The organism is [Flexibacter] sp. ATCC 35103 (genome assembly GCF_001975985.1).
Lineage (GTDB): Bacteria > Bacteroidota > Bacteroidia > Flavobacteriales > Flavobacteriaceae > Flavobacterium.
On the sequence record NZ_MTQF01000005.1, the window covers coordinates 472,501 to 484,912 of the forward strand.

At 29.9% G+C, this 12,412-nt stretch carries 16 protein-coding genes; 9 read left to right on the top strand and 7 right to left on the bottom strand.

Features of this window, described 5'->3' with window-relative positions; genetic code table 11:
- Window positions 1-11: 11 nt before the first annotated feature.
- The 3 genes from BXU01_RS13165 to BXU01_RS13175 all read right to left on the bottom strand — a co-directional run bounded on the left by BXU01_RS13165 (window position 12) and on the right by BXU01_RS13175 (window position 2,238).
- Window positions 12-884: an SAM-dependent methyltransferase gene (locus BXU01_RS13165; protein ID WP_083693617.1), complete on the bottom strand. Its 873-nt coding sequence runs from the start codon at window positions 882-884 to the stop codon at window positions 12-14.
- A gap of 14 nt (window positions 885-898) precedes the next feature.
- Window positions 899-1,369, bottom strand: coding sequence for a DUF962 domain-containing protein (locus tag BXU01_RS13170; protein ID WP_083693618.1), 471 nt, complete (start codon window positions 1,367-1,369; stop codon window positions 899-901).
- A gap of 167 nt (window positions 1,370-1,536) precedes the next feature.
- On the bottom strand, window positions 1,537-2,238 hold the full coding sequence (locus BXU01_RS13175) for a hypothetical protein (RefSeq protein ID WP_123774035.1): 702 nt from the start codon (window positions 2,236-2,238) through the stop codon (window positions 1,537-1,539).
- Between the two features lie 396 nt (window positions 2,239-2,634).
- Between BXU01_RS13175 and BXU01_RS13180 the strand changes: the two genes are divergently transcribed.
- The gene (locus BXU01_RS13180; RefSeq protein WP_083693620.1) at window positions 2,635-2,862 is read left to right on the top strand and encodes a hypothetical protein; all 228 of its coding nucleotides are present in this window, start codon (window positions 2,635-2,637) and stop codon (window positions 2,860-2,862) included.
- Window positions 2,863-2,878: 16 nt separating this feature from the next.
- On the opposite strand, the gene BXU01_RS13185 is transcribed toward BXU01_RS13180, so the two are convergent.
- Complete coding sequence (locus BXU01_RS13185; protein ID WP_083693621.1) at window positions 2,879-4,108, bottom strand: TMEM143 family protein; 1,230 nt, start codon at window positions 4,106-4,108, stop codon at window positions 2,879-2,881.
- Window positions 4,109-4,369: 261 nt separating this feature from the next.
- Here BXU01_RS13185 and BXU01_RS13190 point away from each other — a divergent pair, with 261 nt between their 5' ends.
- Window positions 4,370-4,978 (top strand): YkgJ family cysteine cluster protein, encoded by a 609-nt coding sequence (locus BXU01_RS13190; protein ID WP_083693622.1) that lies wholly within the window; start codon window positions 4,370-4,372, stop codon window positions 4,976-4,978.
- A 174-nt stretch (window positions 4,979-5,152) separates the two neighbouring features.
- On the opposite strand, the gene BXU01_RS13195 is transcribed toward BXU01_RS13190, so the two are convergent.
- Window positions 5,153-5,377 carry a hypothetical protein gene (locus tag BXU01_RS13195; RefSeq protein ID WP_083693623.1) on the bottom strand — a complete coding sequence of 75 codons (225 nt, stop codon included), beginning with the start codon at window positions 5,375-5,377 and terminating at the stop codon, window positions 5,153-5,155.
- Window positions 5,378-5,467: 90 nt separating this feature from the next.
- On the opposite strand from BXU01_RS13195, the gene BXU01_RS13200 reads away from it, so the two are divergent.
- Complete coding sequence (locus tag BXU01_RS13200) at window positions 5,468-6,166, top strand: S24 family peptidase (RefSeq protein ID WP_083693624.1); 699 nt, start codon at window positions 5,468-5,470, stop codon at window positions 6,164-6,166.
- A gap of 288 nt (window positions 6,167-6,454) precedes the next feature.
- Here the strand turns inward: BXU01_RS13200 and BXU01_RS13205 are convergent, their stop codons facing one another.
- Both BXU01_RS13205 and BXU01_RS13210 read right to left on the bottom strand, forming a co-directional pair.
- Complete coding sequence (locus BXU01_RS13205; protein WP_083693625.1) at window positions 6,455-6,808, bottom strand: hypothetical protein; 354 nt, start codon at window positions 6,806-6,808, stop codon at window positions 6,455-6,457.
- 285 nt (window positions 6,809-7,093) lie between these two features.
- Window positions 7,094-7,558, bottom strand: a complete 465-nt coding sequence (locus BXU01_RS13210; protein ID WP_083693626.1) for a hypothetical protein — start codon at window positions 7,556-7,558, stop codon at window positions 7,094-7,096.
- 239 nt (window positions 7,559-7,797) lie between these two features.
- On the opposite strand from BXU01_RS13210, the gene tssD reads away from it, so the two are divergent.
- From tssD to BXU01_RS13240, 6 genes are all read left to right on the top strand, one after another.
- The gene (tssD, locus tag BXU01_RS13215) at window positions 7,798-9,045 is read left to right on the top strand and encodes a type VI secretion system tube protein TssD (RefSeq protein ID WP_083693627.1); all 1,248 of its coding nucleotides are present in this window, start codon (window positions 7,798-7,800) and stop codon (window positions 9,043-9,045) included.
- On the top strand, window positions 9,032-9,745 hold the full coding sequence (locus BXU01_RS13220; protein ID WP_083693628.1) for a hypothetical protein: 714 nt from the start codon (window positions 9,032-9,034) through the stop codon (window positions 9,743-9,745). Before tssD ends, BXU01_RS13220 begins: the two co-directional genes overlap by 14 nt.
- Window positions 9,746-9,966: 221 nt before the next feature.
- Window positions 9,967-10,542, top strand: a complete 576-nt coding sequence (locus BXU01_RS13225) for a hypothetical protein (RefSeq protein WP_123774037.1) — start codon at window positions 9,967-9,969, stop codon at window positions 10,540-10,542.
- Between the two features lie 46 nt (window positions 10,543-10,588).
- Entirely contained in the window at window positions 10,589-11,158 is a 570-nt protein-coding gene (locus BXU01_RS13230; RefSeq protein ID WP_083693630.1) for a hypothetical protein, read from the top strand.
- 25 nt (window positions 11,159-11,183) lie between these two features.
- Window positions 11,184-11,837: a hypothetical protein gene (locus BXU01_RS13235; RefSeq protein ID WP_083693631.1), complete on the top strand. Its 654-nt coding sequence runs from the start codon at window positions 11,184-11,186 to the stop codon at window positions 11,835-11,837.
- A gap of 3 nt (window positions 11,838-11,840) precedes the next feature.
- Window positions 11,841-12,227 carry a hypothetical protein gene (locus BXU01_RS13240; RefSeq protein ID WP_083693632.1) on the top strand — a complete coding sequence of 129 codons (387 nt, stop codon included), beginning with the start codon at window positions 11,841-11,843 and terminating at the stop codon, window positions 12,225-12,227.
- Window positions 12,228-12,412 lie beyond the last annotated feature (185 nt).

Genomic DNA, 12,412 nt, shown 5'->3' on the forward strand with positions numbered 1-12,412 from the left:
AAATTTAAATACTATTGTTTTATTCCAATAGCAGTTCTGTAAAATTCGTAACCGTTTTCAGCTCTTTTTGGTAAATACCTCTCGCGATATTCATTTGCACCTAAATCTTCTATTAGTTGAATATCAAACTGATGTAAATAATCAGATAATTTGCTTGGTAAGAAACCAAAAGTCCATTGCTCTTCAAGCTTGTTAAGATCCTGTAATAATTTTTCGCCTCCTAAAAATAATTTAGGATTTTCGAGTATTTCCTGATGTACATAAGTGAAAATAACATGCGAATTTTTAGCAAATTTAGAGATAAAAGCAAAAGTATTTGTGATAGCTTCTTCGGTTAGATAGTTTGTAACACCTTCCCAAATGACAGCAGTGGGCTTGCTAAAGTCGATATTGTGTTGTGCCGCTAATTGATCAAGATCCTGTTTATTGAAATCTATTTGAAGAAAATCAATACGTTCAGGAATACTCCCAAGTCGGTTTTTATAGATTTGACGTTTAAAATTTGACGTATTAGGATGATCAATTTCTATAACCGAAACATCTTTCAGGAAATCAAGGCGAAGTCCTCTGGTATCAAATCCTGCACCTAAAATAATGACCTGTTTTACACCATTTAAAATAGCCTTATGAAGCAATTCGTCAATATATTTTGTTCGGGCAATTCCTGAAGAAAAAGCCCCGGGTACTTTTTTTTGAATCGTATTCTCAATGTATTTTCTAATGACAGGATATTTAGACAATCGGGTAGCAAATCTTAATTTTCTATCCAGAAAATGTATCGCATAAGGATCTGAAAATAAGCGTTCATTGTTATTTAATCTTGTTTCTAAAGCACGGAACAATGCCATATATTGAGCCGTTCTACTGGTTTTATCTGCTTTCATAACCTTATTAGATATTATAGATTTTTCTTGGAAAATAAATTGTCAACAACCCATGCAGGACCAATCATCAGAAATTGGAGATCTTTTAAGAAAGAAGGCTTTTTGCCTTCGATATTATGTCCGTAGAATTGCCCGATCCAGGCAATAACAAAAACACCAATAGAAAATATCCATAAAGGCACAAATTGACTTATATAATAATTTACGACCAGGCAAATCGCAGAAAAAACAGCAATTTTAATCGCCATGACTACAGATAAACGAATATAAAAAACAAGTACAAAAAGAAGGACCACAACAGCCCAATTTTCGATAACTGGTGTATTTAGTTTTAACGTATTTGCAATAATACCGCTTGGGATACTCATTAATAAACCAACTATCGAAAAGTAAATCGCGGGAACACACACATAATGTATGGCTTTGTTTTTTGGGTTTTGATGACTTACTGCGTATTCTTCAAACCATTGTTCTAATGTTCTCATTGTTTTGGATTTAGGTATACGTAAATCTAATAAAATTTCTTTTATTTTAATCAGAGACAGAATTTTTATTCCCGTTTTAGATTTAAAAACATCAAAAAGAAATGCGCAAAATAAGGAACATTTGCGCATTTTTTTATCAGGTTCTATTTATGGATGAGGTTCCGGGATCAGAATAAATTATGAGTATCTGTTACCAGAATAAGCTTCTGAAAACGGCTTCGGTCATAATCTATCCTGCTTGCTTTAACGGCGACCGGAAAATGAATTTCAGCGTTTGAAGTCATATGCAATTTGTTTTGATTGCTAATTGCAAAATCTAGTTTTCCACTCGCGATTTCGTTTAAACTTGCCACTAAATTATCATCTAATGTAAAATCAGTTTCGATGTCTACGATTAGATTTTTAGCAAATACAGTTCCTGTTATAACCAGAATATAATTGCGGTTTGCATTTTTTAATAACGACGGATTTGGGTGCAGAAAATCTGCAGAGAAAAAGTAATCTTCGATATTGCCAATAGTATATTCCTTGGTAACCGAATTGTCATAACTGATGGTTACGGTTTTTCCTGATTTAATTTTTGTAGAGATTTCAAACGCCCCAAGTCCAAGTGTTTTCAGGATCTCCTGCAAAAGCGTAATACCAATATTAAAACCATAATCATCTTTTTGATTAGAATTTACGCTTAAAGCCGGATTCTCAATTTCCGTTAGCACCACATTGCTCTTAAAGGCGTGTTCGATACTGGCATAGTAAAGCTGCGCTTCGTCAAACGGTTTTTTAAGCCATAGTTGTAATGGTTTATGATTTCTAACAGGGCCTTCGATAATATCATAACCTTGTTCGCTTAAAAATTTTGTAAGTTTCATTTTGTTGTCTTTTAGATTAACATCTTCGTTTGGGGTACTCTGGTATGCTTCTTTTACAATGAAATACAAATTATTTTTCTTAATTTGATTTAAATATTTGTGCTGTTTTTTTTACAAAATTAAGAATATACAGCGAAGTAGCGCTATTTTTTATATTAAGATTTATGTAATAAAAATCTTTATTAAACTTTTAAAGGATTATGATTTTAATGTGTCAAAAATTTTAGAAAAACGAAAGCCCTAAATCTGTTTTGTTGAATTCAAAGTATTAGATTTAAAACTATGGCATGTAGAATATATCCTATTTTGTTGTTTTTAAAACTTTTTATGGCAAACTGTTATTACCATAATATTTAATTTTATTCAGATTTAAAAACAACCACTAAATATTAGATTATGGACTTTAAAAAATTTAAAAACCCGCAGCCTATTGTACTCCATATCACCTTAGAAAACGATGAAAAAGAGGCAAAAATACCGGTAAGAAATTATAAGCGTTATGATTATTACAATACTAAAAACAATCCGGAAAATAAAAATGAATCAGTAAAAGTATTCCTTGGTTCATTGATTGTTTTAACGGCATTTACATCGTTTATAGCATTACTTATCATGACTTTGTAATATCGTAATCTAAAGCTTATTTCTTATTATACTCAAAAACATTATCCCATAATTCGTCAATAGTAACTAGGGCTTTGTCAAGAGCAATTACCTGCCATTTTCCATTGGTTTCTATGCCAAGACCTATATTTTTTAATTTTGATAATGCATCTTTTACATTAAAATCAAGATCAGTTTGCAATGTTGTACTAAACCAGGATTCTATTTGAGTATCGAGTTCTTTGGCCGTCAATGGCTTATCACTTCTGTATAAAAAAGTATAAGCCAGGATGGTTTCTTTAAGCACTTCTTCTTCTGATGAGTTTAGCAAAGAATAAAAAGCACCGCTGTTATTACCAAGATTCTTAAAATAAAGACTATCCGAAAGTATTTTAGAGTATTTAATTTTTTTATTTACAAAGTTGCTGTATTGACGAAACAAATACAAAGACAATATTCCCAAAGCAATTAAACCTTGATTTAAAGATGCTTTGCTGTTAAGTAAATCTATGGCTTCGCCGGATTGATAAGCTCCATACATTCCTATCAAAGCTGGAATTACAGTAGTACTTAATAGTGAGATTCCGCCGCCAATACCCGGAACCCAGAAAAATAATTTATCTCTGGCAGACATTCTTGGAATGGCGTTTGGAAATATTGTTTCCAGATCATTTTTAGGAACACGCTTAAAGATTTTTAACGCAATAGTTCCCGGATCAATTGGCATTTTTCCTAATTTGACTTTGTTCTCGCTCAAATAATCCTGTTCGTTATAATTAAGATAAATCATAACACGATCATAATATTCGATCTCAATTTCTTTTTTCCAGAAAATCCATTTCTTGACTTTTTCTTTGGCTTTATGATGACCGCGAACATACAATTCATAATCCTTAAAAGCATTAAAATCGATAGAAAGCGTCAGACCTATTAAATCTGAATCGTTTATGGCTTTATCTAAAGTCTCCTGATCAATACGACGATAATTGCCCTGTTCTAAAACGGTAAGCAAGGTTGCCTTAAAAACATTAAAATCGCTTTTACCCACAAATCCTTCACGTTCCCTGAGACTTAAATCCGGATCGAATAAAGCATAATGCTGTTTTAGATTTCGGTTAAGATTAAAGGCTTCGTAGTGAAAATAATGCTCGATAATATCAAATAATCGTTTAAAATCATCTGCCTTATTTGGATCTTCAGAAAAAGAAGCGACTTGTTGTTCGAGTAAAAACTCCTTATTAAACGGGATATAATGTTCTCTGGTCATAGAGATTATGGGCTTTTAATTTTAGTGCTGTTTCTAACGCAAAAATACCATCCCGAATTTGATTTTTAGACTGATTTTATATTAAAATTTAGTTATTTTCTTTTTTAGAAATAAATAATACAAATCTTCCGGAGACTGTAAGTTATTGCTGCTTTTTATTTTGTCTCTCTAAATCAGATATATTAATCACTTTTTTTATTCATAATAAAAGCGCAGTTATAGCCAGAGCCATTTCTATTAACCTACCTTACCAAAAAAAGGATGACAATAGAAGAGAAGGTTGAGCAGGTTGAAGCATTGTTTGATCGCTTAGAAATTGAAATTACTGCTTTTAAATCAGACACTCATTTGTTTTGCAATGCAGGTTGTGGCAAATGTTGTTCTACGCCCAATATTGATGCATCGCCTTTAGAATTTTTGCCATGGGCATTTCATTTATTCCTAAATGGTAAAGCCGAGGAAACTTTGACATTATTGAATCAGGTTACTACAAAGAATTGTTTTTTATACAGACCGCTTTCGGTTCTGGAACGACATAACGGGAGCTGCAGTAATTATCGCTATCGCGGTTTAATATGCCGACTTTTTGGTTATGCGGCAAACACTGATAAGTATGGAAAACTACGATTAGCAACCTGTAAAATTATAAAAGAACAGCAGCAAAAAAACTTCAATGCAGCAGAAGAAGCCATAATAAAAGGAAAATATGTACCCGTTTTTACTGATTATTATATGCAATTAGCACAAATAGATCTTAGAATGGGCGTTATAATTTTACCTATAAACGAAGCGTTAAAAATAGCAATCGAAGAGGTTTTACATTATTATGCTTACAGACCATTTCCGGACGGACTTGGCAATATTGCTTAAATTATTTCTTATAATTTACAGGAAAAACTTAAAGAAAAAATCTAATATAAAAAATGAGGGAGTCAGTAATCTCCCTCATTTTAGTACAGCAAAAAAAACATGAATATTAAAACTTTGCTATACTATATTTTACTTTGCAAGCTGCAACGTTTTTTGAGATTTGTTATTGAATAATTATGAAGGTTTTTGATCCTTTAATTCATCAGCTTTACTTTCTATCGCTTTTTTTGACTCATTATTCAGTTTGTTGTATTCAGCCTTTATCATATCAGAAATATGCCCTACACGATCACCTCGTATCGACTTGCGAATGTAGTCGTCAGAATATCCGTACTTATTTTTGATAATCTTTAGGATATCTTGATTATAACTCGGTTTAGTTTTTATATTTTTGCTCATCGCTTTGTTTGTATTATCAATGAGACAAATATAGTAGGATATTTCTTAAATAACAAATAATTGTAGGATTTTTTCTAAAGAAAATACTTTATGACAGTAAACACAATACAGAGGATTAAGCAGTACATTGATTTCAAGGGGATTAGAGTAAGTGCGTTTGAGCGGGAAGTGGGAATGTCTAATGGTTCTTTTGCGAGCCAGCTAAAAAACAATAAAACGATAGGGTTAGACAAGTTAGAAAATATCTTATCAAAATATCAGGATATCAATCTGGAATGGCTTTTTACCGGAGATGGAGATATGATAAAGCTGAATGTTTTGCAGGAAACTGACGCCAGATTATATAAAAAAACAGATAAAAATTCAAAAAAACTTGATATTCCGCTCTATGATATTCAAACCACAGCCGGAATTATTGATTTATTTGGCAACAATGAAGATCAAAAACCGGTTGATTTTATCAGAGTTCCTAAAATCTCTGAGTTCGATGGTGCATTGTATGTAACAGGAGATAGCATGTCGCCTTTGCTAAAAAGTGGTGATATTGTAGTATACAAAAAGATATTTAATCTGTTAAGCAATATTATCTGGGGCGAAATGTACCTGATATATATAAATAACGATGGTAATGAATCTTTTTTTACGCGTTACATCAAGCAATCAGAACGAGAATCATATGTGCAGTTTGTATCTCAAAATCCGCATCATCAAACTATAGAATTTCCTATAAGCAGTATAAAAGCACTTGCTTTGGTAAAAGGTTTGGTGAGAATTAATTCGCAGTTTTGATTTTAAAAAGAAGAAAAGATTCTTGTCTTGCAGAATAACATATTTTATGTAGAATAGATAAAAAAAGTGAAATCTCTAATCGTTGGCGTCGATTAGAGATCTCACTAAATTGTTCCAAAAAAATTGATAGTATGTTATTAATTTCCCTTTAGGGAAAACGTACTCTTCGGTAAAAATTATTTACTGCAATTTTACCATTTTATATAGTTCTGAGAACACGTATTTATACCTGTTTTTGAATAAAGAGCTATTTCTACGTTGTATTTGTTTTAGAATGGATCCATAATTTTACCATTCACGCCATTCTTCGGTCGTATCTTCATTGATATGATTGTAGCCTTTAAGATGTCCGGCGAAAATTATAATATCGGCAATTTTTTCTCTTTGTTCCGTTTCTACCAGTTCGTACTCGCAATTTTCATTAAGATTATTAATCGCTAAAACTGTTTTTTTTACGGTTAAAATTCCCGTTTCCCTTGAATCTGTTTTTGAGATTTCGTCCAGGAAATTATCCAGTAATGACAAACATTTCCTAACATCAGATAAGGTATAATCAGCTTCGCCAAGTTCGATGAAATCGATCATTTCACGTTCTAAGCTTTTGTAGGTTTTATTTATATGTGTGTTTTCTTTTAAATTCATTTTGATTGGGGCATTTGAATTTATCGATTCTATAATTTTTTATGACTTTATGCTAGTGTAAAGTAATTGTATACAATTATTGATTGGTATAGCACTATTAAGCTAAGTTAATTATTAAAGTGCGAAAAGTAATTTTTTTTGTAAGATATTTTTTCAGTAGAGAAGTATAAAAATACAAAAAACCAGAATAATCCCTATTTGATTTTATCTGGCCTTGAGGTTGTAGTTAGTACGATATATAAATGGTTTGTCTGGTAGTATAGTAAAGTGTTTTTTGTTTTATTACTAATTCTGGTCAGATTCTTTTAATTCGATGATTTTTTCGATGTATTGTACGAGATTTTTTCTTTCTAACGAAAATAAAGCATTTTCATCTTCGGTGCGAAGGTATAAGTCGGCGATACTTTCAGCATCCATTTTTTTACTTAAATGATCTTCGACATATTTTATAAGATTGTCTAAAAAAAGTTCGTGTATTCTTCCTTTTTCCAGAGTTTCTTCGTCGCCCTGTATTATTTTCTCCATTTCAGATTCTGGCAAATCTATAGTGAGGTAAGTGTAGTCTACCGCAACTTTTGAGAGCATTTCTTTATCTATTTTTCCGGAACCATAACAATAAGCACAAGGACCGGGCGCCCATTTTAGTACTTTGTTTAAACGTCGTATGTCATCCCAATCTACAAATGCTTTCCCTTGGCACCTTGGGCATTCTAAATTTTTGTTACTAAATAGGAAATTAAAAATGGTCATTTTTTCTTCAATTATTTATCGATTAGTGGCGGGGCTAATATAATTATTTATGTAAGAAAAATTGGTTTGCGAAGCGTTTTTTTTTAAGGAAAAAATCTATGCTAAAATCAAATTAAAAGGTTTATAAAGATATTTTCTAAATAATTACCCTATTCTAATAGTTTAAAAACTTATTAAGGCTAGTGACTTATAATACTGACTATAGATTTACAGCAATGCAATAATCTAAAAATATTATTATGACATCTGCCAAACTTTTTATTTTAGGAGAAGAACGAGAATTACTCTCGATAAGCACTAATTATCATAGATATACATGCTTTAGGGGCGCACCAACCAGTGAAATTCTTGGTGGTTTGATAACTCTAAGTTTTGTATCGCAGGAAAATGACGATATTTTCTGGCACAACCTGCTAAAAAAAATCGATCGCACAACCGACCGAATGACAAAAGGAGAAATACATTTTTATAGTAAAGGCGAAGAATATAGCCCAGTAAAAAAGTATATATTTAATGATGCTTACATCATATTTTTTTCAGAAATATTCGATGCTGAGAGTTCTCAAAACATGCAAACTGTTTTAACCATTTCGCCTGCCATCCAGAATTATGGTACATCCAGAGATTTTGTACAGTATTGGCAAATATCCCAAATTGAGGATAGTGAGCCGTTCTATTACAGACCTCAAGAAGAAGAGGAAGATCGTATTATCTATATCAACGGACATTTCTATAATAAAGATGGTACTTTTGAAGGTAAGATAAACGAACCTGATTATGAAGGAACTGTAAATGATGTTTACGTTTGTGATGGAAAATCTACCCAAAAAGACAGAAACGGAAATGAACGTGTGACTTATAATAATACCAAATTATTGAAAGAGAATGAGGTGAATGTTACTCATGAAAAGTTTATAAATTTAGCCTCTACGATATATGGCGAAAGTTCTGCTTATAAAGGGAATATTGAAATTGGAACAGAATTAACAAATGAAATGTGTGCAATTGCTTGTGTCCATAAAGTTAATAAAATTGCATTTGGTGCTAATAGTGATCAGGCAAAAGTATTCAGAAACACAAATATTGAGGAGAGAAATGGAACTAAAAAACAATTGGCTGTGAGAGCAATAATATTCTCATTAACTTCAGATTTAGATATAAGTAATGGAGCGACCATGTGGGATGGAGCTGAACAAGCTGCATTTGAAGAAACGGATGATAGATATTCTACAGGGAAAATTGAAATACATATGAATACTATGGGATGGACAATTTCGGACGAGCATTATGAAAAATGGAAAAAAGGTGTTGAAAAATTAGGAGCTTCTTTTAAAATTCCAAAAGAGAAATTTACTCCTGGGAAAAATCCAAAAAATAAATATTCTACATCAGAAACTATTGCTTTAGAATCAACTGCCGTTTATTTAGGTACTATTTTTTGGAAAGAATTAAAATCTAGAAAAAAGAAACCAAATGAAAAAGAGTAATCTACTTATTGTGGGTATATCTATAATTATTTCTTCCTGCAAAGCTATTAATGGGGATTATTTGATTGTTCATTCAAATGATAAGGATCTATATATTCGTCATTATTTTCACGAAAGTAACGACGAATACGCGAGGGTATATGGTTCTAACATACAAAATGATTCAATTACATTTTCAAAAGATGATAATGATTTATTGGTAAATGATTTTAAATATAGTGAGGAACAAAAAAAACGTATAGCTGTGGGAAATATGCGGTACGTTAATTATTATACTTCAATTACAGATATAAAATATTCTGAGAATACAACTGAATTAATAAATATTGTACCTGTAAACGATTTAGACTTCCTGAAAAATGATAATGAGATAGTAAAGATTATTGAAGAAAATTGTAAAGACGCTAATAACGCTGCAGACAAATATTTTTATAATGGTTGTAATTTCATTTTGCCAAAGTCTAATTCTCTAGAATATTTACCCAATAATTCTAAGATAATTTCTCTTGAAATTTTGAAGAATAAAAAAAACAAGTTTCAAGAGATGAATTTAAAGGTCAAATATTTTGACGCATATATTGATTATAAAAGGACTTATTATTACCAAGATAAAAGAATTTTTAAAATTAAAACATTAATTAAAGATAGTATTTCGAGCGATACTGTATTAGATTCTTATTCTAAAATTAGTTTAAAATAGAACATTAGTATTCTTGCTGTTAAGGATAAGAAGGTCGCGCATGTTTGTAAACTATATTTTAAAAAGGCGTTAAATGTTTTTCAAGAAACGAAAAAATTAATACGATGAGGGGACTTTTATTTATTGCCTATTTCCTTACGTGCAGTTGTAATGCACAAGATCATAATATTAAAATTACTATCAATAATAAGAATAATTATTATTTCGACAAAGAAAAACTTATGGCCGTAGTTTCGTCTAAAAAGGATTCTGTTTCCTTTACATACAGAGATTCTCTCATATTAAAGATAGAAAAACATAAGACGGGTAGATTAATAAGTTACGTCAATTTTGTTTATGATGTAAATAACAATATATCAGACAATTTTATTTTTCCGGAAGATTATTACGATTACTTTGAAAAATTTTATGCAAGAGTTCTATATACAAATAAGTACAAGTTACTCGATCGTGATTTCGTTTATATTGATGCTGTTTTAGATCAAGAGAAGAAAAAATATTATAGTAAAGAAACAAAAATATTTGAGTTCAACTTAGATAAGAATGTGAGAATGCTAAATGCTAAATTCTCTCCTTTTGCTTATGGCACTATTCTGAAAAAAATAAAATTATATGTTGTAAATAATTTTTTAGTTGAATTAGACGCTATGCTTGTTGAAGAACCAAATGGGGAGATTATTTATTATAAAAAACATTATGAATATGATAAAGAAGGTAGGTTAAGTTCTTCCAAAACTATAAATGTAATTTCTGGAGAAATAGAAGATCAAGATAAAATAGAATATAAAGCATGGTGATTTATCCTTGATGCAGCAACCATTTTTTATAAAGAACTAAAATAATATGAAAAAATATTATATAGTTATTGTGTTTCTAATTGTGAGTAATGTCTTTTCTCAAAATAAAAAATATGATGAGATAAAATTTGAAAACATTAGTATTAATAATCATCAGTTGTTTTTTAGATTAAAACAGATGCCTAATTTAGAAAAGTATCTAGGGAAAATAGAAAAGAAAGTTAATGTTTCAACTGATAAAAAAATAATACCATTAACTAAAAAACAACTTGCTATAAATGAATTCTCAAATGAAAATACAATGTTATTTACTACGAGAGATAGTGCTTTCATACACTATTTTAATTTTGAAAAATCTCAAGGAAATATAGTTTTAAAATTTAAAAATAAAAAAATAACCTTCTCGAATAATTATAGTTTGTATGAATTTAGAAAAGCTTTTCCGAATTCATACAAATTAGCTAAAGGAATTAACGCAACTCCATTATCAAGAGCTGCATTTATACCAGTCTTTATAATTAGATCTACTAGCAAAGGTTATTTATGCTTTACTTTTTACGACGAAAAGTTAATTGATATTTTCTTATCTGATGATGAACCTGATACACCATATTAATTGAGAAGAGATTAAAAAGATAATTATGAAATTCCTGTTTTTCATATTTACAATTATTTTGGTTTTTATCTCTTGTAATAAAATTGGTAATAAGAACATTAAAGATATTCCAAATGATACTATTAAGATACCTGAAAATATTTCTGTAGAAAAGAATTGTCTAGAAAAAGTTCAAGGTTATAAAAATAAATATGGAATCGTATTCTCAAATTATTATAAAAATGAATCTTTGGGGATTGATTTTGACAATAATAAAACTACAGATACGGTTACTGTTTTAAAACCCTATTATCAAAACAGTATAAATGATTGTTATCCTGAAAATTCAGAATTTGATTTTCCTATACTTTTGATAAGTAAAACCATAAATAAAAAAAGTAAAATTTTTAAAATTTTCAAAAACGTTTTGAAACCCAATACTCCGGTCTATTACGAAAAAATAACTACCAATAAAACTGGTTTTGTTATTTCGAAAGATATTACAGGAAACAATGGTTTTTATACCAAAACTTATGTTTCGTTTAAGTATAATAATTTCTACTTAGACAGCATTTATGTAGAATCCTGGGGGTTGCATCAATATGAAAAAACAATCAGATTTAGAAATAAAGCGTTTGAATTGTCGAGATACAAACGTACTGATATTGATTCTGTTAGAAATATTTTAGATAATCAGTAATCCATGAAAATAACAATTCTCTTTTTCTGCTTAATTTCTGGTTTTGTAAATGGACAAAATAGAAAATGTTTTTGTGACAAAAATAAATTGATGAATGAATCAACTGTAGATTGTGATACAATTAAATTGAAAAACAACTATCTTCTTTATTGGCGGTTTAATTGCGATAGAATCTGGCTAACCTTAGAGAAACCTAATAAGTCAAAAATTGTAATAAATGAAGTAGATGTTGTTTTCTACTCATATACATATCGATTAGGTTATCATTTAATTAAAGATTATAAAAATAAGTTACTATTTAGAAGTGGTTGCCCTGCTAACGGACCTTGCATATTTGTATTAATTAATAAAAAGAACGGAAAAAAGATAAGTGAATATGTTGATTATTAAACTGATATAAGAAGTTTTCTCTTAAACAAAGACAAGTTTAGAAATGAAAGAATACAATAATGCAGGAAATTTTTTATTTATCACTAATTTCATAATTTACTTTTTTAATTAATACTTGCCCCAATAATTGTATTTTTGTTCCATACACAACAATCAAATAATACACAGAAAATTGTATCTCACAA